This window comes from Paraburkholderia terricola (genome assembly GCF_900142195.1).
In the GTDB taxonomy this organism is placed as follows: Bacteria; Pseudomonadota; Gammaproteobacteria; order Burkholderiales; family Burkholderiaceae; genus Paraburkholderia; species Paraburkholderia terricola.
This window is the reverse complement of the sequence record NZ_FRAB01000023.1, coordinates 1-25,079: the sequence shown is the minus strand read 5'-3', so window position 1 is coordinate 25,079 and position 25,079 is coordinate 1. Positions and strand designations below refer to the sequence as shown.

Genomic DNA, 25,079 nt, shown 5'->3' with positions numbered 1-25,079 from the left:
TCCACGAAGCGGGGCATGGGTTCTATTCCCACACAGACGTTGTCGTCCGAAGTAGAATCGATCATATGCGAATTTGAATTCGTATTCAAAGTGTTTGCAGCCTGACGCTCTGACCATGCCGACGTCCCCGAGAAAAACCGCAGCGAAACCGCCACGGCGCGCCACGCGGCCCGACGGCGCGGCCACGCGTCAACATCTGCTCCACACCGCTGGGCAAGTGTTCGCCGAACGCGGTTTCGCGGACGCGACGAGCAAGGAAATCTGCGAGCGCGCCGGCACGCCGATGGCCTCGGTCAACTATCACTTCGGCAGTCGCGAGGCGCTTTATGAAGCGGCGCTGGTCGAGGCGCACCGGCAGGTGGTCGGCCTCGAGGAACTCGCGGCGCTGGTTGAGGGATTGGACGACCCGAGAGACAGGCTTCGCGCGGTGATTTCGCGGTTTGTCGGTCTTTCAACCAACGCGGCCACGCCGTGGGGTTTCATGCTGATGCTGCGCGAGGCGTTTTCCCCGTCGCCCGCCATGCCCGCGTTGATCGAGAAAGCCGTGCGGCCCAAGGCCGTATTCCTGTTGGGCTTGCTCAGCGAGGTCTTGGGATTGAATCCGCTGGCGCCGGTCGTGCAGCGCGCAATGATGTTCACGATCCTGCCGTGCATTGCAATGATGATCGCGCCGAAGCCGATGAAAGAGGCCTTGCTGCCGGCCGTGGCACAAGACGCGAAAGCGCTCGAGCAGGATCTCGTGTGCTTCGTGATGGCCGGGCTCGACGCGATTGCCGCCGCTCATCGTTAGCGCCGCGCCAACGCATGAGATTGCCCCGCCGGCTAGATCAGCCCGGTTGTGATGGCCTTGACGACGGCTTGCACCTTGTTGGTGGCAGCCAGTTTCGATAGCACGTTGTTGACGTGAAAATTGACCGTGCGCTCGGAGATGCTGAGGATTTTCCCTATCTCATAGGACGTCTTGCCGTCGCCGGTCCAGCGCAGCACCTCGCGCTCCCGGGCGGTCAGCATGATGCTCGCCTCGGCTGCGAGCTTGCTTTGAAGGAACTGACTCATCAGCATGTGACAAACATTCGACAGCCAGTTAGCCGGCATTTGCAACTGCTCGATCTCCGCGGGCGTCAACGGGTCTGCGTGGCGCGACATTGTCAGCAACCCGAAGGCGCCATGCGTCGTCCAGCTCGGGTGGGCGACGCCGACCTTGATGCCGAAGTCGCGCGCATCGGACCACAAACGTTGAGCCTCGTCATGCGTCGATTGAGGCCAGACGATCAGATCGGCGCTGCGCATGCCCGCGCGTACGGTCGGATCGATGTCGAGAAAACGATTGACGTGGTAGTGCGTCATCCAGCCCGGCGGATAAGTATCGAAAATCGCGACCGTGGGTTTCGATACCGGCAACGGCATGCGAATACCGTAGCAACAATATTCGAATCCAAGACGCTCCGCGAATGACGCAATCTTCTCGAACAGCTCGTATTCGTCTTTTGCCGAGCGGAATAGCTGGTAAGCATCATCAAAGTACGATTCCATTGCGTCCCCGAACTAACCGTTTTTATGAGCAAGCCCGTTCAGGGGCTACATAGAATGGCAACGCGCAATCCCTCCATTGACCGGGCGGGCGTCAGTTGGGCGGGATGGGTATATCGACGGTACGTGAGGCACTTTCCTGATCGCCTGGGGCGACGTGCGAAACAAAGTGCGAAGCAACGTGCGAAGCAAGCTCATGGGCGTTGATCGCATGGGCGCCGATCTGGAAATGGGCGGTTCCGCATAAGCGCCTGCACACCGGCTCATGCGCTTGAACTGGCCGCATACGGTGGCGGCCACGATTCCGCTTACCGTCAAGGAGCCGCAGTCCATTGTCTCCTCCGTTTGCCGACACTGAGCGTTGCATCTGAAATGCATGGATCTCGAACGTCGCCGCACTCATTTATAAGCAAAAGCGGATCGCTTTTCAATCATGGGTAGTTACTAGCCGAGCATTTCAGGCGATGGCGATTTTTTGCCGTCATGCCCTGTCAACTCTATCAGTTACCCCACGCCAATCCCCGCGCTTTAATGCGCTCGATAAAAAGAAACGGGGATGCATGATGGAGACTTTCGTTCACGACAATGGACGGCTGCCTGAGGCCGTGGGCGACGCGCTTGCGCAGTATCGGCATGCGGTATTCGTCAAGCAGTTGGGATGGCGCCTGCCCATGGCACACGACGGCTTCGAACGCGATCAATATGATCGTGACGACACGGTGTACGTCGTCGCCAATGACGAGGCCGGGTCGATTTGCGGCTGCGCCAGGCTTTTGCCGACGACACTGCCGTATCTTCTCAAAGACCTGTTTCCGTTTCTGCTTGCCGAAAGAATGTCGGCGCCGGAATCGCCCGACGTGTGGGAGCTGTCGCGCTTCGCTGCGAGCACGCTTAGCGCCGGCCATGTGGCGGCCGGCAATCTTGCGTGGGTGTTTCGCCCGATGCTCGCTGCCGTCGTGCGATGCGCGGCGCAGTTGGGCGCGCGGCGCCTGATCGGCGTGACTTACCTCAGCATGGAGCGGCTATTTCGGCGGATCGGCGTGCAGGCGCACCGTGCCGGGCCCGCGCAATGCATCGATGGAAGAATGGTCGTTGCATGCTGGATAGATATCGACAATCAAACGCTATCGGCGCTCGGTGTCGAAGTCGCGCATGGCGGAATTCGCCAACTGATCGGGCCCGTTTGATGCGAATTCAACGTGCGCTGGAACCTGTTGGATCCGTCCTCGTGAATCCAACAGGTACATGCGGATTGTTATGAAGCTCCGCTAGTTCAGCACATTACGCGACGGTAATGTACGGGTCCCACCAGAAGTAGCCGTACAGTTCCTGGTCCTGTCCATTGTCGGCCAGTTTATAAAGTCCGAAGGCGATGCCGAATCCTTCCCTGCCGCTCGAGCGGACTTTCGAATCGAACACCGAGAAGTTCGTCTGCTTCCGAATGGGTGGGAGTCCATTCCGGCTGGGTGAATCGGCGTTGGGTTGTACCGCGCCGTTTCGCACGACCATGTCCGCATTGAACTGATTGAAGACCTGATCGCCCGAGAAATGCTTGACGTCGTACACGATCACGGCGTCGTCGGAGTTGTTGTAAATCGAAACGCCGGTGAAGGCCACGTTGTCCCCCACGTTCGCCCTGAATTCCAGATCGCCCGTGCCCTGGCCGGAGATGATGCCTCGCGAACCCGTGCACAGCATGAACTGATGATCGTGAGCGATACCGGTCGGCGTGTTCTGGTCCTTGCTCGGGTTCGGATACGCTTGCTTGATATATTCGGTGTCAACGACGACGAGCACGTTGATGTCCACACCGCTTGCTTTCAACACTGTTTCAGCCATGATGTTCCTCTCCAGTTTCCTTTGTTTGTCCGAGACTGCCTGGCGACACCTGGTCTAAGTGTCACGTGCAATGTCCTCTTATTTCCGGGTTCACACAGCTCGCAAAGTAAACAGGAGAGGGAGTAGATCGACAGCCGTCAAACCAACTTTTTTCATATCGAGGCGATGACAAAGTGACAGGCGTAATAGCCGAAAGTCCTCTGGCTCTGTCCATCGTCAGCCAGCGTATAGAGCGCGAAGGCGAGCTCCAGCGTCTCAACGCCGCGTTCGAGAACGGTCGATGAGATGCGCGAGAAACTGGCTTCCCTGTGGGTGGGCGGCAAACCGTCGCGATCCTGCGAGTCCGGGTTAGGTTCGACTGCCCCCGATCTCGTGAGAACGACGAGTTGTGGCGGCGCGACAATGCTTCCGTCGACGGAAGATCGCAAAGAATAGAGCAGCACGGCATCTTGCGAATTGGCGGAACTGGAGGTGCCCGCAATCGAGACGATGTCGCCAATATTTGCGTTGAGCCTCGGCTTTCCTGTTGCCTGAAAGCGGATTGCGTCTCGCGCGTCCGTGCAGATCGAAACCGGGCAATGGTGGCCCAAAACCTTCGGGTGCGATGCGTCGCGATTGGGTCGATAGGCGCTGGTGATTTCGTCGGTGTCGACGACGACAAGCACATTGATGCGCCGCGGGGCCGGTCGTATCGGATATTCGGATTCCATATGCGCTCGATAGGTTCGCCACTCGCCGTGGCGTGAACAACACTGTTGGGACGTGTCGAGCCAATTTTGCGCTTAGGCCCTCGCTTGTGAACCTGTCAGTATCGTCAGGGCGAACGCGGTCCGCGCGCCATTCGCCGCGCCATTCATGGCTGGCCGCGCGCGCCAGCCGGTGCGACACGCCAGATGGTATTGCCGACGTCGTCCGCGACCAGCAATGCACCCTTTGCATCGATCGCCACGCCTACGGGTCTGCCTTGTGCATGCCCGTCGGGTGTGAGAAAGCCGGTCAGGAAATCTTCGGGTCCGGCGCCCGGCCGTCCGCCCGAAAACGGCACGAACACGACTTTGTAGCCGCTATGCGGCTTGCGATTCCACGAGCCATGCTGGCCGATGAATGCGCCGTTCCAGTAATGTTTCGGGAATAGCCGCGCGGTATAGAAAACCAGTCCGAGCGACGCGGTGTGATTGCCCAGCGCGTAATCGGGCACAACCGCCTTCGCGACCAGATCCGGGCGTTGCGGTTTGACCCGCGTATCGACATGCTGGCCGTAGTAGCTATAAGGGAAGCCGTAAAACGCGCCGTCGTGCACGGCGGTCATGTAGTCGGGAACGAGTTCATTGCCGAGGTCGTCGCGTTCATTCACGACGGTCCATAGCGCGCCGCTTTCGGGTTGCCACGACAGGCCATTGGGATTGCGCAAGCCGGTCGCGAACGGCCGCAGGGTCTGCGTGGCGATATCGAATTGCAGAATCCGTGCGCGGTCCGCTTCGGCCTCCATGCCGTTTTCGGCGACATTGCTGTTCGATCCGATCGTCACGTACAGATGCTTGCCGTCGCGGTCCGCGACAATGTTCTTGGTCCAGTGATGATTGATCGGCCCGGCCGGCAGATCCGCCACTTTTACGCCGGGCGAGGTGATCGTCGTTTCGCCGGTTCGATAGGGGAAGCGAAGCAATGCGTCCGTATTGGCGACATAAAGCTGATCGCCGACGAGCGCCATGCCGAAGGGCGAGTGAAGGTCCTTGAGAAAAACCGCTTGCGTTGTCGCAGCGGCCCCGCCGCTTCTAGCACGCAGAAGAATGATCCGGTCGGGGCTCGGCACGCCGGCTCCGGCGCGTTTCATCACCTGCCGTGTGATCCAGCCGAATACGCCGCTTCCCTGGTCGTGCGCCTTCGGCGCATTGCTTTCGGCAACCAGAACGTCGCCATTCGGCAAGGTGTACAGCCAGCGTGGATGATCGAGGCCCTCGGCGAATGCCGTGACGGTGAAGCCCGGCGGCGCAGCCGGCGCGGTGCCGGGTGTGCGCTGTTGGGCGGGCGCGATGTTGAGGGTCGGCAGCAAGGACGACTGCGGGGCCGGCAGGACAGGATTCGGGCCGAAGCCCGTTTCGACCGACGCCGAGGGACCGATTGCGCACGCCAGCAGGGGCAGTGCCAACAAGGCGATGAGATGAGCAGGCACCCGCATGGCATCTCCGGGAATGATTCGTTGAGTTCACATCCTCGGTAGCAAGATATCTGCCCGGCGGTTCGGGCCATCAGGCATGCCGGCGTGCAAGTCGCACAAGCTGTTTCGGATCGTGAGAGTCGGGATGTGGAGATTAGCGAAAAAAACAGGAACTTCCGCGGAACACGTCTTGTCCACGAAGCTCGCGGCCCCTGACCGGGCGGCACGAACCGCGAGGAGGATGTATCGATGGAAAAAGGACGCGTTGCCGCGCTCGACGTCGGCCGGGCGCTCGCGATCGTCGGTGTGGTTGCAGTACACCTGTCGTTTCAGTTTCCGAATCTGCCGCATAGCGTCACGTTATTGGCGCGCATGGGTCAATACGGCGTGCAGTTGTTCTTCGTGATCAGCGCCATCACGATCTTCATGACGCTCGAGGCGGACCATGAGCGTTGCGCGGGCGCGCGGCACGTCACATTGCGTTTCTATATCAAGCGTTTCTTTCGCATTGCCCCGATGTATTACGCGGCGATCGCCGTCTATGGACTGATCAGCTACGGCGCGACGCAGTCGGGCTACGAGCGCGCGTGGGTGCTCGGCGCGCACGGCGCAACGGACATCCTGCTGAACGTACTGTTTCTGCACGCGCTGTCGCCTACCGCGATCAACAACGTGGTGCCGGGAGGGTGGTCGATCGGCGTCGAAATGCTGTTCTATCTGATCGCGCCGCTGCTGTTTTTTGTCGCGATGAACCGTCTGCGCTTATTGATCGCCACGGTGTTGCTACTGGCGCTTTCTCTCTTCGCGTTGTCGATCGGCGATTGTCGCGGCACGTTTGTTTGTCATGTGAGCAATAACTCGTTCAGCTATTTCTGGCCGCCGGTGCAAGGGCCGTGCTTCATCATCGGCATGTGGGCGTGGTACGCGTTCCGCTCGCATCTGACGGGCGCATCGAGCGTGACGCGGCGCACGGCGTGGTTATTTTTCTCGCTCGCGTCGGTCTTCGCGCTCGCGACCGCGGCGCTCGGCGTGTGGCTTGCGAAAGCCCATGAACTCGCGCCGATTTTCGCCGCATGCAGCGCGGTCGCGTTTCTGCTGTTCGTCTGCTCGCGCCGCCATGATGCGCGTGGCGGCGAACCGCGCGGCGCGTTGATTCGCCGCTGTGCGGACGCGCTTGGCCGCGAAAGCTACGGCATCTATCTGTGGCACTTCGTCTGCGTTTATGCGACGTTGCATTTCTTCGAGGGCGTGTTCGGGCAGAGCGACCGCAAGACGTCGCTCGTGCTCTTCATCACGACGGTGCTGGCGGTGCTCGCCGCGTCGTATGCGTTCTCGCGCGTCTCCGACCGGATGATTCAGGGACGCGCGACGCGTCTGTCACGCAGCATCCTCGCGCATGTGGACCGGCGCTTTCATGGCAGTGGACGGGCGTGATGGTTGATGCGGCAAGGCCTTCGAGGCCGTCTGCGAGGCCGCCGGCTAGGCCGACAAAATGTCCTTCGATTGAATCCGCTTCACGCCCGCGCGGTCCATGTTCTTCCACGCGGCCGCTAGCGAGCCGTTCAGGTCGATGGCGCGCGTCGCATCTTCGATCACATAGGCCTTGAACCCCGCCTTGCGGGCGTCCAGTGCCGTCCATGCAACGCAAAAGTCCGTTGCCAGGCCCGTCACGAACACGGTGTCGATATGCCGCTGCTTGAGGTATCCCGACAGGCCGGTTTTCGTCTTGTGATCGGCTTCCTCAAACGCGGAGTAGCTGTCGATGTTCTTGTGAAAGCCCTTGCGGATGATCAATTGTGCCGTGGGCAGCTTGAGATTCTTTTCGAGCGCGGCGTCTTCGGTGCCTTGCACGCAGTGGTCCGGCCACAAGACCTGCGTGCCGTACGACAACTGCGCCGTCTCGAACGGCTTCTTGCCGGAATGGGAGCTGGCGAACGACGCGTGCCCCGCCGTGTGCCAGTCTTGCGTGATGACAATGTTCTCGAACTTCTCGGCCAACTGGTTGATGAGCGGCACGACCTCGGCGCCGCCCTTCACCGGCAAGGAGCCGCCTTCGATAAAGCAATTCTGGACGTCCACGACGATCAACACGGACTTGCTGTCGGGCTTGATCAGCGTTCCCGATGACGCCGACGCCGCAAGAGCGCTCAGACCTCCCAGGCCGAAAAGATGAGTCAGACCAAGCGCGGTGGTCGATTTGATGAGCGCCCTGCGATGGTTTGCTATCACGGCGAATCTCCATTCTGATCGAAACCTTAATCATAGCGGCGCCAAATTCATGCCGCGCGTTGCCGTCATTCCGAGCATGGCGTCAGGATATCCCTAGCGGCCATTCCGGATACCTGTCGTTTTTTTCCGTGCTTCCTGACTGCGTGAGATTCGCGCTGCAATTAGCATCGGGTATCGATACACCCCTGCGGTTGCCTTTCGGCGATTTCCCATCTTTCCTGGCGCGAGAACAAAGCGGAGCCGGCGACGCACGTCTGCGTGCGCCCGTTCCGCACGTGCCGTGAAGAAAGCGAGCGCGCCGCTCTTGGCTTATCTGCCGCATTGCTGTCCGTTCGTGGAATGTTCATGCGAGCGGATGACGATACATCTAAACACCGGCTTCACCATCAATAGAGCGCAGTCAGCGCGCCCTCTGGTTTTACTTCTCTACTCGATAACGCCAAAGCGGGACGACTTTGATCGATCCGGCTGAATCCTTGGGGCTAACCGGCTTTTTAGCGAATACATACAGGCGATGATGAGACATCCAAGATTACTGCAGGTCGCCGCGGCGACAGCGTTGGTGTGGTTTGGCGCGGAAAACGCATTGGCTCAAACCAGCACGATTACCGTTTCGGGACTGCAATACGCGCTGTGCGGACAGGAGAATGGCAATTGCACATTCTCGGGAACCGGTTCGGTGGTATTCGGGGCCGTTCCGCCCAATTCGCCGTCGGTCATGCTGACGGCGCCGCGTACCTTCAGCAATGGGGTGGGCTGTTACGTCGGCGCGGTTTCGCAGACAGATCCCGCATTCGGCTACGGCAAATCATGCTGGGTGAGGCTGGCTACCACCGCCACGCCGACACCGGCACCGGCACCGGCACCGGCACCGGCACCAACGCCAACGCCAACGCCAACGCCATCACCAACTCCATCACCGACTCCATCACCAACTCCATCACCAACTCCATCACCAACTCCATCACCAACTCCCGCACCAACAACAACCTCGACACTCTCCTGCGGCACGCCGATCCAAACAGCGGGTGGCAGCACGAACGGATTGATCAGCGCGGACACCCCCACCACCGATGGCCTGCGCATCTTCCAGAACAACGCACCGTTCAAGCTCGCGATCACGACGAATTCGCAGAGCGCGGATACGGTGATCTGGTCCGTCGCCGACACGAATGGCGCGATCAAGGCGCAGGGAAGTTTCGCGGTGAGCGCCGGCGCGCAGACCAATACGATTCCCTGTACGTCGACATGGTCCGGCTACGGCGCGCTTACCGCGACGCTGCGCGCGAATGGCGGCACGCTGCCGAGAAGCGGAACGCGCCCGATGGGTATCGCGACATTCGGCGTATTGCCCAATCTCAAGCCGGTATTGGGCACCGTGACGTATGCGCACCAGGATCAACACCGTTTCGGCATGCAGGGTTTCAACGGCAATATCGCCGCGCTGCGCGCTCTGGGGATCTCGTGGACGATCGACGATCGTCAGCAGTCGGTCATGGAGCCCAATGGCCCGAACACCTACACGCCGAGCGTGAACGATCTCGATCCGTTCTATAAAGCCAATCCCGATCAGATGCGCATCGTGCGTCTCGATGGACTGCCCGCCTGGAATTCGAAGACCGGCCAGTACACCGACAGCTACTATGCGCCGCTGAACATGCCCGAGTTCCAGAACTTCATGGCGAGAGTCGGTAGCGATACGAGCCTGATCCGCGCGGCAAACTATCCGAACCAGCAGAAGAACTACTATCAGGTGACGTGGGAGCCGAGCCTCGGCTGGTCGGATAGCGACGCGAATTTCGTCGCCATGTACAAGGCTGCTTACGAAGGCATTCACTCCACCGATCCGAATGCAGTCGTGATGGGCACGGCCAATCCGTTCGCCGCGAATTGCGACACCTGCACCACCGGCTATCTGAAGAAGTTCGGCGCGCTGGGTCTGTGGAATTACATCGATGCCGTATCGACGCATGGCTACTGGAATGCCGGCACCTATCCGGCTCATCCGCCCGAGTTGCAGGATTCCGATCCCGATCCGGCGAACCAGGCCAACGCGCTCGACAAACAGATGGCGCAGTTGCGCTCGGTGATGCAGGCGGGCAAGCCGAACATGAAGCTCTTCTTCACCGAAGCAGGCGCGAGCTACGATCCCGGCCTCAGCTACAGCCCCACGGTGCCGTCGCAGAACCAGTTGTTCGCGCATGCCGCGGTTGGCGTGCGGGCGCACATCATCGTGCTTGGCGGCGGCGCGCAGCTCACCACGTTTTTCTATGGGGCTGACTATCCGGGCGAAGTGGGATACGGCACGTTCTTCGACCTGAATAACGCACAGGGCGCATTCGGCGCAACGAATCTTTCGCCGAAGCCCGAAGCGATGGCCTTCGCCACGATGACTCGCGTTCTGGACGGCACCAACACCTTGGGCCGGGTCACGGGCGCGCCGTCGGGAACCTTCGTGTATGCGTTCCAGCAACTCGGCAACGGCAAGGTCGTGACCGCCGCATGGGCGCACAGCAACGCGCAGTGGCCCACCAGCGGCGGCGTGTATAGCCAGACGTACTCGACCGGTTATTCGCTTCAGGTCGACAGTCCGGGGACGTCGGGTAACGTGACGAAGATCGACGGTTACGGGAACACGAGCACGCTCCCCTATACCGACGGCCGGGTCGCGCTGACACTCACGGAGGTGCCGCAGTACATCGTGTCGAATAACGCGACGATTGCGAAAAGCAATGCGACGGTGCCGCTCGGCTATACCGGTCAATAAACGCCGACGATAAACGCCGACGAGAAACGCCAATAAGAGAGCGTTCAGAACCATTGACGCGCCGCTCGCGAACGGCGGCGCGTCGATAACCTCGGTTGGATTTCCCGTTCGTCTCAACGGTTGCTGGCACGCGTGATGCTGATATCACTGTGCCTATACGGCGACGAGACAGCTTCGAATGGGAGACGACCATGAACATGATCAGAATAGCGAGCGGCGCGATAGCGATCGCCGCCAGCGTCTGCGCGTTTGCGCAAGGCGGAACCGATAAATCGACCACGCAGGCCCAGCCACGCGAGGAACCGGGAAAGGCCGGACAGCAGATGCAGGAAGAAGCCGGCAAGGGCGTTCATGGCAACGCGTCGGGCACCCTGATGGACAAGCGCGCGAAAGCGATGTCGCCCGAGGGAGCGTCGGCGTCGAGCGAGACAGCACCGATCAAGCAATGAGTTTCCTTATCGCTCAGCGCTGCTCCAACTCCAGATAAACCCGTTGCACGTTTTGCGGGTGCGCCACCGAATACAGTTTCCATGTACGAAAGCGCGGTGTTTGTGTGCGCTCCTTCGCGCTCACGAGTCCGTCGCCGGAAGCGTACGCGTGACGCACCGCCGCATCGAGTGCGCGCAGGTACTCGCCGGCCTCGCCGATGCGCGCAGGCGCGACCACCGGACCGAAGGCGGGCACCACCTTGGCGACGCCAGGCGTATTGTCGATCTGCTTGAGCGCAGCGAGCCAGCCGGGGATCGACTCGTTGCGAAGCTCGGGAATACGTCCGATGTTCACGAGCGCGCCGGCGAACAGCACGCCGGTTTGCACGTCGCGCACCGCAAGGTCGCCCGGCGTCGCGGCGGTGCCGAAGTAGAGCAGTTCGAGTTCGCGCCCGCCCACCTGGAGGCGCGTCGAATCGTCGACGGTGCGGTCCGGCACCGTCACGCGCGAGCCGGCCATTTCGTCCTCGCCCAGTGTGCGGCGCAGATTCTTCAAACAGATCGCGCAGCGTGCGGCGATCAATTCGGCGGTGCGGCGGTGCGCCAGAATCGGCACGCCCGCATCGCGAAACGCGGCCGCGCCGAACACGAATTCGGGCGCTTGATGGGTGAGGATCACCAACTCGATCGGCAAGGGCGTGACGCGATGAATCGCTTCGATCATCGCGCGGCCATAGCGGTACGACGAGCCGGTGTCGATCACCACCACGCCGCTCGGGCCCACCAGAAAGCCGTTATTCGCGACGATGCCATGATTGCGCGGCGCGACCGCGTCGCCGTTGCCGAGCATCGCGTAGACGCCCGGCGCGAGTTCGACCGGCTTCGGAATGTCACGCCCCGTCGCGACCGCGGGCAGGACAGCGCTGCCCGATGCCGCCATCGCGGGCGACGCTTGCGTGGACGCTGCGTCGGCCTCGGCCGGCTGCGCGTGCGCGGTGCGCAACGGCAGGACCAGCATCAGCAACGCGAGCCATGTACCGGCGAGCGCTGCCGCCATGCACCGCGAGATGCGCTGGGTCGAAGCGGCGCGCGCGTGACGTGCCTCGCTCATCCGCTTCTTCGTCACATGTGCGCCGGCGCGGGCTGGGCCGCGACGCCTTGCGCCGGCACGCTGATCGCGCTTTCGAAGACGTGTTTTTGCGTGTCCTGTACGGCCGCCTTCAGTTCGCCGCTGCCGCGCGGCATGAAATAAAAGCGGAAGTTCGGATTCTCGCTGATCGAGAAATTCACGTTCGCGGTCATCACCGGCTTGCCCGCGTAGGTCACGTCGATCTTGCGAACGTAATAGGCGGACGCATACATGCGGGTGATCTGGTTCATCGCCATGCCGGTACGATTGGGATGGCTGATCATCAGCTGCGCGAGTTGCGGTTGGCCGGCGGGCGCGGCGCCCTCGGTGCGCAGACGCATCTTGCCGACATTCACCGCGGCGGCTTCGTCGTCCTTGCCGGCCGGCGCCGAACAGCCGCCCGACGCCTTGACGAAACGCACCGCGCTATACAGGCGGCCGTCGTTGGTCTCCGCAATGGCGCGCATGAACGTGTAATCCTCCACACGTACACGCGTTTCGATGCTGGCGCGTCCCGACTCGGGCGTGAACTCGAACCATCCCGCGTAGGGTTCGGGGTTCTGGTCAATGAACAGATAAATCTTGCGGATGTAGCGCGTGGGCGTTTGCGGGAATTGCGCGGTGATCGAGATCGGCACGATCGCGGCGTCGGCGGCGCGCTTCGGCGCGTCGAGCTTGATGACCGCATCGCCGTGGGCGTCGATCGGCCGGTCCTGGAAGGTGCCCGCGCGGAAATCCAGCCAACTGGCCACCTTGTTGGGGTCGTCGTCGGGCGAGGACTGCGCCGCCTGGGTCACGTGGCCCATCGTCAGCATGCTGACGAGCGCGAATCCTGCGGCCCATGTCACCGCGTGAGGTTTCATGGCTTGCATCTGTCGTCTCCTTCATTCGCGGCGCGGGCACGGCATGCGCGCGGCGCTCATGGGTCCTGCTACTGCTACTGCTCCCACTCGAGTTCGGCATACGCCGCCGTCACATTGCGGCGGTGATAGACATCGACCAGCCGCCACCGGCCGCGCTGATCGACGCCGATCGTATCGACGGCCTGCTGCATGGTCTGGCCGGCACGGATTGCCGCGCGGACATCGCGCGCGAGGCGAGCCAGATAGTCGCGTTCGGCATCCAGCGCCTGGGGCCATTGAACGCGCAGGGGACCGTGCCCCGGCACCACACGCCGCACGCCCGGCAGTGCGCGGATTGTCGCGAGGTCGTCGAGCCAGCCGAGCACGCTGCCGTCGATCACCGGCAGACAGCCCGCAAACAGCAGATCGGCGAGCCACAGCGTGCCTGTTCTTTTATCGTAGACGGTCAGATCGTTGTTCGTATGGGCAGTTTTCCACGTGCGCAACGTCAGGACGCGCGAGCCGAGGTCGAGATCGAGCGTGTCGTGAACCGGCAGCGTGGGCGGAATCACGCGGCTGCCGGCGGCGACGTCGCCCAGTTCGCGCGTCAGCACGCGCAGATAGTTTGCCGCGTGCGACATCTCCGCTTCCGCCAGTTTGTCGCTGCCGACGAATTGCGGATGATCGTCGACGAACGCGGCGTTGCCGAGAATGTGGTCGGGATGCATGTGGGTATTGATCACATAACACACCGGCAGCGGCGTGACGGCGCGAATCGCGGCGCGCAGCGCGCGGCCCTCGGCGGCGGTGCCGCCGGTATCGATTACCGCGACGCAGCGTGTGCCGATCACGAAGCCGACGTTGGCGATGTCGCCGCCGTTCTGACGCGTCGCAACATCGTCGTGGCCGCGGTGGGCGTAGAGCCCCGGCGCCAGTTGCGTGACGCTCAACACGGCCGGCTGGGATACGGCCTTGGCCGTGGATGGCGCCGCATCCGCTGACGGCGTTGCTGCGGCGCACAGCAACGCGGCGCATAACCCTGCGATGAGCGCGCGGATCTCCGGGCGGATCAAGCCGTTTATTTCCGCGACCATAAGGAACCGGAGATGGGATGCACTGCGGTCTTCACCGTAAGTTGATAAAGAAGTGAGGCTCGGCGAAATCATAGCGCGGGCTTCCGCGAATAACCTAGCGACTTCCCGTGGCTTGCTGTAACGAAAGGCTGACACTTTGCTCACTGTCACCTTCCACGGCCGCCCGTCATGCGTATCCGTGCGTCGTGCCGCCAGAAACAAAAACGCCGTAACGCCACGACTTCGCGCCGATATAGCGGCATATGTGCCGGTCGCGCACTCGATCGCGCGCCCTGGGCATTGTCCTTGCATTCAGCCGTCTTTTCGACCAGCGATTTATCCCTGCAACCAGCCAAGGAGCTTACCCATGAGTACCGATCTGACATTCCGCGCGGGCGAAGCGACCGTGTTCGCCGCCGACGGCCAGGCGACCGACGCCATGCCGGAGATCCTGATCGGCCGCGTCGACGGCCCGGTCGGTCACGCGTTCGCCGGCATGATGGCGCAAAGCAAGGGGCACACGGCGATGTTCGCGATTCGCGCGTGCAATCAGATGGTGCGGCCCGCGACCATCATCGTCCCGAAGGTCACGCTGAAGGACATGGCGACCATCGATCTGTTCGGCGGAGTCGTGCAGTCCGCCACTGCCGACGCGGTGGTCGATTGTTTGATCGAGGGCATTCTGCCCAAGGACCAGGCCAACGACCTGTGCATCATCAGCCTCGTATGGATCGACCCGCGTTGCGTGACGGACCCCAACCTCGACAAGAAGGACATGTACCGCACCAACTACGAGGCGACGAAGCTCGCGATCCAGCGCGCGATGAACAACGAGCCGAGCGTCGAGACGCTGATCGCCAATCGCCACAGCATCAAACACGATATGGATGACTGGAGTTGAGCGGCGGCGAGCCGGCTTGTGAATGCTCGATGAAAGCCGCCATTCGATAACGCAAACGCTATCGGCCCATCCGGTTTCGACATTGAAGCCGGAGCGTTTCCATTCGTACACTTTCCGTTCAGTCACCCACGACCAAAAATGGCCGCGCGAGGCCATCTGAACGGAGACGCGATTTGGACAAGGACATCATCACCGCATCGGCCGCCGCAACGCGGCCCGCTCGCCTCAATTACCGCTGGCATGTGCTGATCTGGCTGCTGCTCGGCGGGATCATCAACTATCTGGACCGCGCGAGCCTGTCGATCGCCGCGCCCGGAATGATTCAGGAACTCGGGCTCACGCGCACGCAGATCGGCTTGCTCGGCAGCGTGTTCGCATGGACTTACGCGGTGATGCAGTTGCCGGCCGGATGGGTGATCGACCGCTTCGGCGCGAAGCGTGCGTACGCGCTCGGCATGATCTGGTGGAGCGTGGCGACCTGGTTGACGGGCGTGGTCGGGTCGATCTCGGGGTTAGTGGTGATGCGTGCGTTGCTCGCGGTGGGCGAGGCGCCGTGCTGGCCGACCTCGGCGAAAATCACCGCTGCATGGTTCCCGGCCAAGGAGCGCGGCTTCGCGACCGGCGTGTGGGACTCGTCGTCGAAATGGGGACCGGCGCTCGCGCCGGCCATGCTTGTCGCATTGATGATCGCGTTCGGCTGGCGCTCGCTGTTTCATGTGACGGGTGCGTTTGGCATCGGCTTCGCGCTGCTGTTTCTGCTGCTTTATCGCAACCCGGTCGACAGCCAACGCTTGTCGAAGGAAGAACTCGACTATATCGAGGCGGGCGGCGGCGGCCGTGAACGATCGCTCGCGACGTCGTCGCTCAAGTGGCGCTCGCTGTTCACTCGCCGTAGCGTGTGGGGGATGATTCTCGGCTACTTCTGCACGATCTGGCTGTGGAATATTTTCCTCGTATTTTTACCGTTGTATTTGCTCGACCGCTTTCATATCTCGTTCGCGCAACTCGGCATGTATGCGGGTATTCCTTGGGTCGGCGGCGCGTTGGGTGAAATCGCGGTGGGCTATCTGGCGAAGAAGATCGTCGATCGGGAACTCGCGTCGCCCATCGGCGCGAAGCGGCTGTTGATCGCGTGCTGCGCGGCGGGCGCCGCCGTTTGCGCGATTGCCATACCGTTTACGCATGCGCTGAGTGTGACGCTCGTGTTGTTTACCATCGGCCTTGCTTTCATTGCCGCGGTGATTGGTTCGGCCTGGGCGCTCGCGGCGGATATTGCGCCTTCGTCGATGATTGCGTCGGTGAGCGCGATTCAGAACTTCGGCGGTTATTTCGGCGGGGCCTTCTCGCCTGTTGTCGCGGGTTTTATTGTCGACCGGACGGGATCGTATGCGCTCGCGTTTATTTCAGGCGGCGCTATCGCGGGGTGTGCGGCGCTGTTCTACTGGTTCATGGCTCGGCAACCGATCAGGGACGATGCCGCTGCGTAGAGCGGCAAATCGCGGCTGCGTTATTATCGAATGCCTTAGGAGACAGGCTCAACTTTCGATCGCCGGCGTGCGATAACCGCGATGAAGCAACGAGACAATGTTCTGAAACGCGCTGATTGGGTGCATCGGGCTGAACCGATGGAAGGGATCGAACGCATCGAAGCCTTCTTCGAAGGCAAGGCTTATGCGCTGCATCGGCACGATACCTACGCGATCGGCCGCACGCTGGCCGGCGTGCAAACGTTCAACTACCGGCGCGGCATGCGCCACAGCTTGCCCGGCCATACGATGGTGCTTCATCCCGACGAACCGCACGACGGCCAGGCCGGCACGGGTGAAGGCTTTCATTACCGGATGGTTTATATCGAGCCGGCGCTGTTTCAGGAAGTCCTGGGCGGCCGGGCGCTGCCGTTCATCGAGGGCGGCGTGACGACGGACGTCCGTTTGTCGATGGCGACCGAGACCTTGCTGCAGCAACCGTCCCATCGCATCGAGCCGCTCGAACGACACGACGCGCTCGCTGAACTGGCGCTTGCGCTCGCGGCGGTGTCCCGCACGCCGTCGCCGCGCGCCGGCGGAGATTTCGCCAGTGCTCGACTCGCGCGCGACTATCTGCATGCGCACTCGCAACGGGTCGTCACGCTGGAGGAAATCGAAACAGCAACCGGACGGGACCGCTGGAGCCTGTCGCGCGATTTTCGAACGTTCTATGGCACGAGCCCTTACCGCTACCTGACCATGCGCCGGCTCGATGCCGCGCGAGCGATGATGCTGCGTGGCGTCACGCTAGCCGACGTGGCCGCGGCCGTCGGCTTCGCCGACCAGAGCCACATGACGCGGCACTTCACGAAGACATACGGCATGCCTCCGGCTCGCTGGCTGCAAATCGCGAAAGGCGTGCGTTAGCGCCGAGCCGGTACGCACGATCGTTCAAGACGGGCTTCGCTGCGAGTCGTATTCTCTGCTTCATGTTCAACAGCAGACGGAGCAGATCATGACGCAGATAATCGGACCCGCGCCCGCGTCGCGTGGTCAGGGCGAGGCAATCAATCTGATCGGGAAGATCGGCCTGATCGACGGTCATTGGCAGCCACGCGTGGTTGCCGAAATGAACGACTATCAGTTCAAGGTGGTGAAGATCGAAGGCGATTTCCTCTGGCATCGGCACGCTGAAACCGATGAAACTTTTATCGTGCTCGCGGGCGAATTGCGGATCGACTTTCGCGACGGTTCCATCCTGCTGCGCGCGGGCGAACTGGCGGTGGTGCCGAAGGGCGTCGAACATAAGCCGTATGCGGAGTCGGAGGTCAAGCTTTTGCTTATCGAGCCGCGGGGTGTTGTCAATACTGGGGATGCGGCGAGCGATCGGACGGTGATGAATGATGTGTGGGTTTGATGTGGTGCCGGCGAGGGGGGGGTAGCGGGCGAGTTTCGTAGGGCGCGGCGGCGGCTCGCGCTCAGGAATGTGGGGCTCGCGGGGCAAGCATCTAAAGACGGTGGGCGAACGATCGGGGTTGGCCGGACCAGGGCTGAAGCGAGTCCGATTGTTTGTTGATCGTGGCGAATAGGGCGATTGGGGGAAACGATCCACAAGGAACGGTCGAGGCAGAGGGAAGCGGACGTTCCTCTCTTCACCAACAATGTCTCAATCGCGATATGAGGCTTCTTCCATCCTTGGCGTGTCGGTATCAGCGATAGCAGCCCGAATGTGCGGTATTTCTTATTTGATACAATGTACCCTTGTTGACATCATGATGTCAACAAGGGTACATTGCTCAGAATGGCATTTACCTCGGAGGCCCTTTGATCGCAGTTACCGGCGCTACTGGCCAACTGGGCAAACTCGTTATCGACGCTCTTCTGAAGACCGTTCCCGCAGCGGAAATCGTTGCCGTCGTTCGCAGTCCCGCCAGGGCCGATGTCTTGAAAGCCAACGGTGTAACGGTCCGTCAGGGAGACTATGACAACGCGCAGTGCCTCGAGCGGGCCTTTGCCGGCGTGGACAAGCTGCTTCTGATCTCATCCGCCGACACCGGCGAGCGTGTGCATCAGCACCGCAACGTGATTGATGCCACAAATAAGGACAAGGTCGGCCTGATCGCCTATACAAGCTTGCTGCATGCCGACAGTTCGCCGCTCGGCCTTGCCGCTGCGCACAGGGAAACAGAGGCGATGCTCAAGGCAAGCGGTTTGCCATATGTGCTGCTCCGCAACGGCTGGTACACGGAAAACTACCTGGCGTCGCTCTCGTCGGCCCTTCAGCGCAATGCCTTCATCGGCTGCGCCGGCAACGGCCGGATCGCCTCGGCGACCCGTCGCGATTATGCCGAGGCCGCGGCCGCGGTTCTCACATCGGCGGGACAGGCTGGAAAGGTCTACGAACTGGCGGGGGACGAGCCCTACACGCTAGCTGAGCTTGCTGCCGAAGTGGCGCGCCAGACCGGCGGATCCATCGGCTATACGAATTTGCCCGAAGGGGAGTTTCGCGCGGCCCTGATCAGGGCCGGTCTGGCCGAACCGGTAGCCAATAAGCTCGTGGAATACGATGTCGCCGCCTCAAAAGGCGCCCTGCATGATGACAGCCACAGCTTGAGCCGTCTGATCGGCCGCTCCACCACATCGCTATACGATGCCGTAGCTCAAGCCCTGAAAGGCTGAAGGCGGTTTTTATGAAATTGAGATGCTTTTCGTAAAAGGATAGGCAAATGCGGGCTGCAGTCGTTCATGCATTTGGATCGCCACCCGTCTTCGGCCATTACGACGAACCAGAGGCGGGTGAGGGTGAGACGGTCGTCAATGTGAGTGTCGCACCGCTTAGCCCGATCGTGAAAAGTCTCGCCGCCGGCAAGCACTACGCCAGTGGTGCCGCGGCCGGTTTTGTGCCGGGGATCGATGGCGTCGGGACCGACGCTGCCGGTCGGCGGGTGTACTTCCTGTTTCCAAAGCCGCCGTTCGGATCCATGGCGGAGAAAACGCTCGTTGCGACGAGTTCCGTCGTTCCCGTGCCCGAGGGCGTCGCCGACGAGCGCGCGGCGGCCGTCGTGACCGCAGGGCTCTCCTCCTGGGTTGCGCTCAGAAGCCGCGCCGAATTTCAAGCAGGCGAAACTGTGCTGATCAATGGGGCAACGGGTTCCGCCGGCGCACTCGCCGTCCAGATCGCGACAAATCTCGGGGCGAGCCGGATTATTGCCACTGGTCGCAACGAGACCAAGCTGGCCTCACTGCCCGAGGCAGTCGATAAGATCCCTCTGGACCAGAATGCGGATGAGGCGCTGCGTCGCGCCTTTTTGGAGGGGGTCGATGTGGTGCTGGACTACCTTTGGGGTGAACCGGCCACTCGCATAATCGCTGCTGCGACGGCCAATCGCGGCTCAAGTGCCGGAGAGCCACGGCTTCGCTACGTCCAGATTGGTTCGATCGCGGGAGAGTCGATTGCGATCAGCGCTCACAGCCTGCGTAGTTCAGGACTGGAGATTCTCGGATGTGGCATCGGAAGCCTCTCGATGAACGAGCTGGTTGCAGGCGCTGGCGAGTTGCTTGCCGCGATACCGGAGGCTGGTTTTGACACGCCGGTTAGAACGTTGCCGCTTTCGGCTGTCGCTGAAGCGTGGGAAGACGGCGCGGACGATTACCGGCTCGTACTGCGTGCCTGAAACCGCCAACCGCGCCCCATTCTTCGGGACGCGATGGCGGTCACCACCGCGCGCGCCAGCGTTGTCGTCAAGGCAGCGAACTGGCCAGTCGCGCCGGTCTAGCGCCTGCCTACATCCGCTTCGCGGCCGTACGCGCCGCTGGGCTCAGCTTTCTCCTCCCGCACCTTCATCTCCTTCGAGTCTCTTCCGCAAGGCCGTCATGACACGGCCGGCGATTTCGATGTCTTCGAAGGTGAATTCGTCCGCGAGTGCGTTCACCTGAGGGTCGTACAGGCTGATGGCGGCGTCGTATGTCCGCTGTCCCTTGTCGGTTAGCACGACGAGTTGCGCGCGGCGGTGATGCGGATTGGGCTCGAAGCTGATAAGCCCTTCCTTACCCAGATCGTTGACGATGCGCTGCACGTTCTGGCGATTGGCGCCGAGATCGCGTGCGAGCCAAGCCACCGGCTGGGGGCGATCCGCCGCCACAATGGCGCCGAGAATCTGCCAGCGGGCGCTTGTTAGTCCAAGAGGAGCGACAAGGCGGTCGCCCCACGCCAATGTAAGATTATTGGCCCGAAACATGCCGAGGATGAGGTCAGTCAGAGCCGTTCCCGCCCGGGTTCGCTTGGTTTTTTTCATTTGGTTACCAGAAATCCAATATGAATCAAAGTTTACCAATTGACAACATAGTGTCAACATAGGAAGCTTCGTATCGTTATCCACTCATCTTCCGGGTCCAATCATGCCATCCATCCGCCCTCTGGATGCTGCCTTTCCGCTTGAGCGTCAGATCGCCCTCGACGTCTCCCCCGTCATCCTGGTGAATGTGTTCACGTTGGACAGAAGCGACGAGCAGGTATTCCTCCAGGCTTGGCGAGACGACGCGGGGTTCATGAAGCAGCAACCGGGTTTCATTTCGACCCAGCTTCACCGGGCGATCGGCGATAGCCCGGCCTATCTCAACTATGCCGTCTGGGAGACGACCTCCCATTTCCGGGCAGCGTTTACACATCCGGAGTTTCGGGCAAAGCTCTCGACGTATCCGTCCTCGACCGTTGCCAGTCCGCATCTGTTCCAGAAAGTTGCAGTGTCGGGCATCTGCGTCGCATAGCGAAAACAGGTTTGCGGAAAAGGAAGGACACCATGCTCAAAATGATTCATCCAGTTGCCGGCATGCTCGCGATTCTCACGATTGCGGCGTTCTGGATGTCAACGGTTCTTGCGGAACTGTTCGCGTCTCACGCGACCGTTGCTGTAGTCAAGGCGGCCATATGCTGGGGCTTCACGCTACTTGTTCCGGCGCTCGCAGCAACGGGAGGCTCAGGGTTCGCTTCCGCCAGGGGACGGCGACCGATGCTGGTCGACGCGAAGATCAGGCGCACACAGCTGATCGCCGCCAACGGCATTCTGGTGCTCATGCCCGCGGCCTTTTTCCTCGCGGCCAAGGCGAAGGGGGGCGAGTTCGATGCTGTCTTCTATAGCGTTCAGGCTCTCGAGCTTTTTGCGGGAGCTGCAAATATCGCATTGCTCGGCTTGAACATGCGCGATGGTCTGCGAATGAAAGGTCGGTTTCGCCGACGACCAGCGTAAACACGCAAACAGCGATGGAGCGACTTTGGTTGTCAGCGATCCGCGCAGGCGTGTGGAATCGGTGAGATTGGGCGGTCACCGCTCTGTCGCCGATTCGCGGCACGCGACCGACCCGTTGCTGCCTCTCAATTAAAAGTGGCGGGCGTCCGCTTGCCGGCTCGAATGAATCGGTCAGCGATAAAGTAATGTCCTGCTCAATTCTCACGGTCACACACAAACCGCAAGTCGCGATCTTTGCAGACCCTCGACCCCGATACGAAATTCGACGAGACGATAGTCGAACACGTCTTCAACGCCTTAAAGGCCGGACGGCACCGCAAACTGTACGAGAAAGAATTCGACATGCTGCGATGCCGCCGACGCCTACTTGACTTCGAACGTGTAATCGCCGTGGCTGCGATGCCCGTCCGAAGCGACTGCCACCCAGTGCACGATATAGCGCCCGGTCTGCAGAGGAGGCAGTGCAACGGTGATCGCTTCTGGCTGATGCGGGTCGACCAGGGACTTATCGGCGTTGACCTGCTTTCCTGCGGCATTGGTGATCGTGAGCGATGAAAATGCCGGCTCCAGCGGCCCGTCGAAGATGATTTTCACCCCCGACGGTGCAGCAACGCTCGCGCCGGCTCCCGGTTCCTGTTTCTGCGGAAATACGTGTGCAAACGCGGTGTCGGCGAAAACAAGGCCGGCGAAGAAGCCGGCCATGCCCACGATGGCCTGTCTCCGGGTGCTTCGATTCCGGTTCATCGTGGACTCCTTCATCACTGGAACAGCGGTTTGCCGAGTGTTCTCGGCGCGACATCATCGAGGAAGATGTGGGCCTGTACGAGAATGCCCACGTGCGAGCCGCTCGCGCGGTTCACTGGGATCTGCGCTTCGACGCCGAATTGACCGTAGCGGTTGACCCAGATGAAACCAGGGTTGACCGTGCCAGTTGTCTGCCCCTGGCTTCTCGACAACGGAACCTCGACTATCGGAATGATATTCGCAAGCGGTTGCGGCAAACCCAGGTCACGTACATGCTGCTGCAGGTACGGCAGGCTGTACTGGAACGTGAAGCCGTAGTTGAAGGCGTTAGGCTGTCCCGCGCCCGTGGTGAGGGCGGGTGCGGCTTCGGCGGTAAGCGCGATAGGACGCAGGTAGGCCAGCGAATCAGGCAGGTCTCCCATGCCCTTGCCGACATAAACGGTCGGCGAAATGGTCGAGAAGTTGTCGGCAATCGCGCGGCTTCCCGTGCCGCCAAATTCGGCATTGACGCCGACAGACGTCATGAACTCGTGCGCCTCGTTGACGTACAACAGGTACTTCAGGCCGAGACCGAAGTTGTTGAAACCACGGGCGGTCGGGTTGTTTTGCATCTCATAGGAGCCGGTGACCGAGAGGGCCAGCCTTGGTGTGATCAGCTTGTCGTACTCGAAATCAAAGGTATTGATACTCTGATCGCCATCGTCACCGGGCACGCGCTGGTGGCCGTATACAAGGTTGGCTTCGTCGCCTACGCCGGGATCATCCACCGCCATGGTGGCCGGAAAGACGCGGTCGCCCGCAATCGCATGAGCAGATGCGAGCGAGGGGAATAGCAGAAGTGAACTGATGGCAGCCGAAAGGATGGCCGCCGCGAACAGCGGTTTACCGCCGCGCCTTGAAATGGTGTGCATATTCATTCCTGTTTGAAGTCGTCGTCAGGCCGCCGCCTGTCTGGTGACAGGCGCGCGACACACTGCGATGCGGCTAATGCATCGCGTCGCTAAGACTTGATTCAGAATGACGCTGGCGGGGCGCGGGGCTGGGCAGCGACGAATGGCAGGACGCGCCGGATGCTATCGAACCGGGTTGCAATGCGATGCTGGATTGCCCAGACCACAACGGCAAACGCGACTTGAACGCCTGGCAACGCTGGCATGTGCGCAAGCAGGTTGCAGTATCCGCAGGCCTGCAAGTGGGACGCCAGCGAGTGGGAAGCACCATGGCTATCCGGCGCGTCGTCTGGCGACGATTGCGCGGAGCAAAGCGTGGCGGAAAAAAGAGCCGTCCCATCGCGGCTCGCGGCGCGCGTCTGGGACACGGTCGGCGCGAATGTCGCCATCAGGATCGCCAGCAATCCCAGAAGGCTGCCAATCTTCAGGTGGAAACGCGCGAGCATGGGTCGGGCCGGTTGGGGCGACGCTGTCGTCATGGTGCGCGATTATGGCACCCAGCGTATAAGGCGCGTATGGGGTACATCACATTTGTTAATGGGACGATTCCGCGAGATCAATATCCTGGCGACATGCCGTCGAGACGTACGTCAGCGTTGCCACGCAATGCTCACCGATATCGCCTGCCGGCTACCTCGTCTGATTTTCTCGCATCTGGGAAAGCAATCGGCCGCACCGATCGAGGTCCGGCCCGGGCATTGGCCGTTCGACATCGACCGGACCGACCAGTAGTTCCGCGCAAAGGATCGCGCTCGCCGGCATCGCGAGTGACTGGGGATGTCACAGATCCGCTTCTGTTTGGTTTACCACTGTCGCGCGGAGCCAGACGTTCGACAATGGCCACGGTGCGTTGACGTCCCGCCCGACGAGGCGAAGGCTCTTCTCGATCATTGCCGCTGCATTTCCGATCCGCTTCGTGAGCAGAAGCCAGTCTGGACCACTGCAGCGGTTTGCGCCGGTTCGCTGCCGACGTGCGGCGCCGCAAGTACGCCCGCGGCCGTGCCGTCAGAGAAGCGCGCGTTGTGCGTTTGAGCGTAGCGGTGGTCGCAGCCGGGGCCGACCTCCTGACAACCCTCCCACGGGTCGAACGTGTGGTCAATCCATGCGATTTTGCTGTTCTCGCTCATGACAGGGTTGCCCCTCAACAAGGGCCGCGAGACCTGGGTCGCCCTTTTCGCTGCTGTCGTGGCCACCTGACGGAGGTGTCTGCAGAATGAATCGACTTATTGGTCATCTCGTAGTCGCCGCAAGCTTCTGGTTTTTACCCGACCAGATAGCCACCTGGATGCCCTTCGAAAATGAAGTTACTGTTTACATGTTGTCTTGTGATGGAGAACAGGTAAACGGCATTTGCCGCGGCAACGAAAAAAAAGACCGACATCCCGATGACTTACAAGGTTCTGATTGATCAGAATGAGATAAGGTCAAGTCTGGTGTATGGGCGGTTGATGGCCGGCGACGTCAAGCGGCGAGTTTCTGCTGAACCGGTTGGTCGCCTTGCACCGGCTCGCCGTCCCTGAAGGCAATGCCCTCCAGCAACAGCTTGATCTGCTCAGGGCCGTTGATGCGGCGCCAGGTTTTCTCGGCTTCCTCGATCAGCTTGAATGCCAGACCGAGGAAGGTCGGTCGCGACACGCAGTTGCGCGTGCGCGTGGTGCGATGACGCACGGTCGCGAACGTCGACTCAATCGCATTCGTCGTGCGCAGGTGCTGCCAGTGTTCGGCCGGAAAGTCGTAAAAGGCCAGCAGACTCTCCCGGTCCTTCTTCAGCGTCTCA

General features: G+C 61.2%; 28 protein-coding genes and 1 pseudogene. 14 read left to right on the top strand and 15 right to left on the bottom strand.

Going from position 1 to position 25,079, the window contains the following annotated elements; all coding sequences use genetic code 11:
- Positions 1-115: 115 nt before the first annotated feature.
- Positions 116-790 carry a TetR/AcrR family transcriptional regulator gene (locus tag BUE39_RS19770; RefSeq protein WP_073430417.1) on the top strand — a complete coding sequence of 225 codons (675 nt, stop codon included), beginning with the start codon at positions 116-118 and terminating at the stop codon, positions 788-790.
- Positions 791-822: 32 nt separating this feature from the next.
- Here the strand turns inward: BUE39_RS19770 and BUE39_RS19765 are convergent, their stop codons facing one another.
- Complete coding sequence (locus BUE39_RS19765) at positions 823-1,533, bottom strand: autoinducer binding domain-containing protein (protein WP_073430416.1); 711 nt, start codon at positions 1,531-1,533, stop codon at positions 823-825.
- 560 nt (positions 1,534-2,093) lie between these two features.
- Between BUE39_RS19765 and BUE39_RS19760 the strand changes: the two genes are divergently transcribed.
- Positions 2,094-2,717 (top strand): acyl-homoserine-lactone synthase, encoded by a 624-nt coding sequence (locus tag BUE39_RS19760; RefSeq protein ID WP_073430484.1) that lies wholly within the window; start codon positions 2,094-2,096, stop codon positions 2,715-2,717.
- Positions 2,718-2,811: 94 nt separating this feature from the next.
- Here the strand turns inward: BUE39_RS19760 and BUE39_RS19755 are convergent, their stop codons facing one another.
- The 3 genes from BUE39_RS19755 to BUE39_RS19745 form a co-directional block, all read right to left on the bottom strand.
- Entirely contained in the window at positions 2,812-3,369 is a 558-nt protein-coding gene (locus BUE39_RS19755; protein WP_073430415.1) for an inclusion body family protein, read from the bottom strand.
- Positions 3,370-3,521: 152 nt separating this feature from the next.
- Entirely contained in the window at positions 3,522-4,079 is a 558-nt protein-coding gene (locus BUE39_RS19750) for an AidA/PixA family protein (RefSeq protein WP_073430414.1), read from the bottom strand.
- 143 nt (positions 4,080-4,222) lie between these two features.
- Complete coding sequence (locus BUE39_RS19745) at positions 4,223-5,548, bottom strand: PQQ-dependent sugar dehydrogenase (RefSeq protein WP_073430413.1); 1,326 nt, start codon at positions 5,546-5,548, stop codon at positions 4,223-4,225.
- Between the two features lie 228 nt (positions 5,549-5,776).
- On the opposite strand from BUE39_RS19745, the gene BUE39_RS19740 reads away from it, so the two are divergent.
- A complete protein-coding gene (locus BUE39_RS19740; RefSeq protein WP_073430412.1) occupies positions 5,777-6,961 on the top strand; it encodes an acyltransferase family protein in 1,185 nt (394 codons plus the stop codon).
- 45 nt (positions 6,962-7,006) lie between these two features.
- Here the strand turns inward: BUE39_RS19740 and pncA are convergent, their stop codons facing one another.
- Together pncA and BUE39_RS35550 are read right to left on the bottom strand one after the other, a co-directional pair.
- On the bottom strand, positions 7,007-7,756 hold the full coding sequence (gene pncA / locus BUE39_RS19735; RefSeq protein ID WP_073430411.1) for a bifunctional nicotinamidase/pyrazinamidase: 750 nt from the start codon (positions 7,754-7,756) through the stop codon (positions 7,007-7,009).
- An 827-nt stretch (positions 7,757-8,583) separates the two neighbouring features.
- Entirely contained in the window at positions 8,584-8,721 is a 138-nt protein-coding gene (locus BUE39_RS35550) for a hypothetical protein (RefSeq protein WP_235004904.1), read from the bottom strand.
- A gap of 80 nt (positions 8,722-8,801) precedes the next feature.
- Between BUE39_RS35550 and BUE39_RS19730 the strand changes: the two genes are divergently transcribed.
- Positions 8,802-10,523, top strand: coding sequence for a glycoside hydrolase family protein (locus tag BUE39_RS19730; protein ID WP_235004903.1), 1,722 nt, complete (start codon positions 8,802-8,804; stop codon positions 10,521-10,523).
- 191 nt (positions 10,524-10,714) lie between these two features.
- Positions 10,715-10,972: a hypothetical protein gene (locus BUE39_RS19725; RefSeq protein WP_073430409.1), complete on the top strand. Its 258-nt coding sequence runs from the start codon at positions 10,715-10,717 to the stop codon at positions 10,970-10,972.
- Between the two features lie 13 nt (positions 10,973-10,985).
- Here the strand turns inward: BUE39_RS19725 and BUE39_RS19720 are convergent, their stop codons facing one another.
- The 3 genes from BUE39_RS19720 to BUE39_RS19710 form a co-directional block, all read right to left on the bottom strand.
- Positions 10,986-12,062 carry an MBL fold metallo-hydrolase gene (locus BUE39_RS19720; protein ID WP_084561446.1) on the bottom strand — a complete coding sequence of 359 codons (1,077 nt, stop codon included), beginning with the start codon at positions 12,060-12,062 and terminating at the stop codon, positions 10,986-10,988.
- Positions 12,063-12,073: 11 nt separating this feature from the next.
- Complete coding sequence (locus tag BUE39_RS19715; RefSeq protein ID WP_235004902.1) at positions 12,074-12,952, bottom strand: quinoprotein dehydrogenase-associated SoxYZ-like carrier; 879 nt, start codon at positions 12,950-12,952, stop codon at positions 12,074-12,076.
- Positions 12,953-13,017: 65 nt separating this feature from the next.
- A complete protein-coding gene (locus BUE39_RS19710; RefSeq protein WP_084561445.1) occupies positions 13,018-14,016 on the bottom strand; it encodes a quinoprotein relay system zinc metallohydrolase 2 in 999 nt (332 codons plus the stop codon).
- A gap of 346 nt (positions 14,017-14,362) precedes the next feature.
- Here BUE39_RS19710 and fae point away from each other — a divergent pair, with 346 nt between their 5' ends.
- The 6 genes from fae to BUE39_RS19680 all read left to right on the top strand — a co-directional run bounded on the left by fae (position 14,363) and on the right by BUE39_RS19680 (position 20,036).
- Complete coding sequence (gene fae / locus BUE39_RS19705; protein WP_073430408.1) at positions 14,363-14,896, top strand: formaldehyde-activating enzyme; 534 nt, start codon at positions 14,363-14,365, stop codon at positions 14,894-14,896.
- Between the two features lie 173 nt (positions 14,897-15,069).
- On the top strand, positions 15,070-16,383 hold the full coding sequence (locus BUE39_RS19700) for an MFS transporter (RefSeq protein WP_073430407.1): 1,314 nt from the start codon (positions 15,070-15,072) through the stop codon (positions 16,381-16,383).
- Positions 16,384-16,464: 81 nt separating this feature from the next.
- Positions 16,465-17,289 carry an AraC family transcriptional regulator gene (locus BUE39_RS19695; protein WP_073430406.1) on the top strand — a complete coding sequence of 275 codons (825 nt, stop codon included), beginning with the start codon at positions 16,465-16,467 and terminating at the stop codon, positions 17,287-17,289.
- Positions 17,290-17,377: 88 nt separating this feature from the next.
- On the top strand, positions 17,378-17,779 hold the full coding sequence (locus BUE39_RS19690; RefSeq protein ID WP_073430405.1) for a cupin domain-containing protein: 402 nt from the start codon (positions 17,378-17,380) through the stop codon (positions 17,777-17,779).
- 407 nt (positions 17,780-18,186) lie between these two features.
- Positions 18,187-19,041, top strand: coding sequence for an SDR family oxidoreductase (locus BUE39_RS19685; RefSeq protein ID WP_073430404.1), 855 nt, complete (start codon positions 18,187-18,189; stop codon positions 19,039-19,041).
- A 47-nt stretch (positions 19,042-19,088) separates the two neighbouring features.
- On the top strand, positions 19,089-20,036 hold the full coding sequence (locus tag BUE39_RS19680) for a quinone oxidoreductase family protein (RefSeq protein ID WP_073430403.1): 948 nt from the start codon (positions 19,089-19,091) through the stop codon (positions 20,034-20,036).
- A gap of 144 nt (positions 20,037-20,180) precedes the next feature.
- On the opposite strand, the gene BUE39_RS19675 is transcribed toward BUE39_RS19680, so the two are convergent.
- Complete coding sequence (locus BUE39_RS19675; protein ID WP_073430402.1) at positions 20,181-20,657, bottom strand: MarR family winged helix-turn-helix transcriptional regulator; 477 nt, start codon at positions 20,655-20,657, stop codon at positions 20,181-20,183.
- A gap of 103 nt (positions 20,658-20,760) precedes the next feature.
- Here BUE39_RS19675 and BUE39_RS19670 point away from each other — a divergent pair, with 103 nt between their 5' ends.
- Together BUE39_RS19670 and BUE39_RS19665 are read left to right on the top strand one after the other, a co-directional pair.
- Positions 20,761-21,129 (top strand): antibiotic biosynthesis monooxygenase family protein, encoded by a 369-nt coding sequence (locus BUE39_RS19670; RefSeq protein ID WP_073430401.1) that lies wholly within the window; start codon positions 20,761-20,763, stop codon positions 21,127-21,129.
- Between the two features lie 32 nt (positions 21,130-21,161).
- The gene (locus BUE39_RS19665; protein ID WP_073430400.1) at positions 21,162-21,608 is read left to right on the top strand and encodes a hypothetical protein; all 447 of its coding nucleotides are present in this window, start codon (positions 21,162-21,164) and stop codon (positions 21,606-21,608) included.
- A 363-nt stretch (positions 21,609-21,971) separates the two neighbouring features.
- On the opposite strand, the gene BUE39_RS19660 is transcribed toward BUE39_RS19665, so the two are convergent.
- The 4 genes and pseudogenes from BUE39_RS19660 to BUE39_RS33800 form a co-directional block, all read right to left on the bottom strand.
- The gene (locus BUE39_RS19660; RefSeq protein ID WP_227470623.1) at positions 21,972-22,310 is read right to left on the bottom strand and encodes a copper resistance CopC family protein; all 339 of its coding nucleotides are present in this window, start codon (positions 22,308-22,310) and stop codon (positions 21,972-21,974) included.
- Positions 22,311-22,366: 56 nt separating this feature from the next.
- Entirely contained in the window at positions 22,367-23,263 is an 897-nt protein-coding gene (locus tag BUE39_RS19655) for a hypothetical protein (protein WP_073430398.1), read from the bottom strand.
- 101 nt (positions 23,264-23,364) lie between these two features.
- Positions 23,365-23,748 (bottom strand): DUF2946 domain-containing protein, encoded by a 384-nt coding sequence (locus BUE39_RS19650; protein WP_073430397.1) that lies wholly within the window; start codon positions 23,746-23,748, stop codon positions 23,365-23,367.
- Positions 23,749-24,010: 262 nt separating this feature from the next.
- Positions 24,011-24,429: pseudogene (locus tag BUE39_RS33800) on the bottom strand (DUF5131 family protein); the annotation flags it as partial.
- An 86-nt stretch (positions 24,430-24,515) separates the two neighbouring features.
- Between BUE39_RS33800 and BUE39_RS34315 the strand changes: the two are divergent.
- Complete coding sequence (locus BUE39_RS34315) at positions 24,516-24,710, top strand: hypothetical protein (RefSeq protein ID WP_143031957.1); 195 nt, start codon at positions 24,516-24,518, stop codon at positions 24,708-24,710.
- Between the two features lie 53 nt (positions 24,711-24,763).
- Here the strand turns inward: BUE39_RS34315 and BUE39_RS19640 are convergent.
- A partial coding sequence (locus BUE39_RS19640) for a transposase (RefSeq protein WP_200799515.1) occupies positions 24,764-25,079 on the bottom strand: 316 nt, incomplete at its 5' end.

Excerpts from the sequence above, each read along its gene's own strand:
- BUE39_RS19750 (WP_073430414.1), bottom strand. The coding sequence starts at position 4,079 with ATGGAATCCGAATATCCGATACGACCGGCCCCGCGGCGCATCAATGTG.
- BUE39_RS19650 (WP_073430397.1), bottom strand. The coding sequence starts at position 23,748 with ATGCTCGCGCGTTTCCACCTGAAGATTGGCAGCCTTCTGGGATTGCTG.
- BUE39_RS19765 (WP_073430416.1), bottom strand. The coding sequence starts at position 1,533 with ATGGAATCGTACTTTGATGATGCTTACCAGCTATTCCGCTCGGCAAAA.
- BUE39_RS19715 (WP_235004902.1), bottom strand. The coding sequence starts at position 12,952 with ATGCAAGCCATGAAACCTCACGCGGTGACATGGGCCGCAGGATTCGCG.
- BUE39_RS19710 (WP_084561445.1), bottom strand. The coding sequence starts at position 14,016 with ATGGTCGCGGAAATAAACGGCTTGATCCGCCCGGAGATCCGCGCGCTC.
- BUE39_RS19675 (WP_073430402.1), bottom strand. The coding sequence starts at position 20,657 with ATGAAAAAAACCAAGCGAACCCGGGCGGGAACGGCTCTGACTGACCTC.
- BUE39_RS19690 (WP_073430405.1), top strand. The coding sequence starts at position 17,378 with ATGACGCAGATAATCGGACCCGCGCCCGCGTCGCGTGGTCAGGGCGAG.
- BUE39_RS19720 (WP_084561446.1), bottom strand. The coding sequence starts at position 12,062 with ATGAGCGAGGCACGTCACGCGCGCGCCGCTTCGACCCAGCGCATCTCG.
- BUE39_RS19680 (WP_073430403.1), top strand. The coding sequence starts at position 19,089 with ATGCGGGCTGCAGTCGTTCATGCATTTGGATCGCCACCCGTCTTCGGC.
- BUE39_RS19660 (WP_227470623.1), bottom strand. The coding sequence starts at position 22,310 with ATGGCCGGCTTCTTCGCCGGCCTTGTTTTCGCCGACACCGCGTTTGCA.
- fae (WP_073430408.1), top strand. The coding sequence starts at position 14,363 with ATGAGTACCGATCTGACATTCCGCGCGGGCGAAGCGACCGTGTTCGCC.
- BUE39_RS34315 (WP_143031957.1), top strand. The coding sequence starts at position 24,516 with ATGAATCGACTTATTGGTCATCTCGTAGTCGCCGCAAGCTTCTGGTTT.
- BUE39_RS35550 (WP_235004904.1), bottom strand. The coding sequence starts at position 8,721 with ATGGAGTTGGTGATGGAGTTGGTGATGGAGTTGGTGATGGAGTCGGTG.
- BUE39_RS19655 (WP_073430398.1), bottom strand. The coding sequence starts at position 23,263 with ATGCACACCATTTCAAGGCGCGGCGGTAAACCGCTGTTCGCGGCGGCC.
- BUE39_RS19745 (WP_073430413.1), bottom strand. The coding sequence starts at position 5,548 with ATGCGGGTGCCTGCTCATCTCATCGCCTTGTTGGCACTGCCCCTGCTG.
- BUE39_RS19665 (WP_073430400.1), top strand. The coding sequence starts at position 21,162 with ATGCTCAAAATGATTCATCCAGTTGCCGGCATGCTCGCGATTCTCACG.
- BUE39_RS19740 (WP_073430412.1), top strand. The coding sequence starts at position 5,777 with ATGGAAAAAGGACGCGTTGCCGCGCTCGACGTCGGCCGGGCGCTCGCG.
- BUE39_RS19760 (WP_073430484.1), top strand. The coding sequence starts at position 2,094 with ATGGAGACTTTCGTTCACGACAATGGACGGCTGCCTGAGGCCGTGGGC.
- BUE39_RS19755 (WP_073430415.1), bottom strand. The coding sequence starts at position 3,369 with ATGGCTGAAACAGTGTTGAAAGCAAGCGGTGTGGACATCAACGTGCTC.
- BUE39_RS19770 (WP_073430417.1), top strand. The coding sequence starts at position 116 with ATGCCGACGTCCCCGAGAAAAACCGCAGCGAAACCGCCACGGCGCGCC.
- BUE39_RS19695 (WP_073430406.1), top strand. The coding sequence starts at position 16,465 with ATGAAGCAACGAGACAATGTTCTGAAACGCGCTGATTGGGTGCATCGG.
- BUE39_RS19725 (WP_073430409.1), top strand. The coding sequence starts at position 10,715 with ATGAACATGATCAGAATAGCGAGCGGCGCGATAGCGATCGCCGCCAGC.
- BUE39_RS19670 (WP_073430401.1), top strand. The coding sequence starts at position 20,761 with ATGCCATCCATCCGCCCTCTGGATGCTGCCTTTCCGCTTGAGCGTCAG.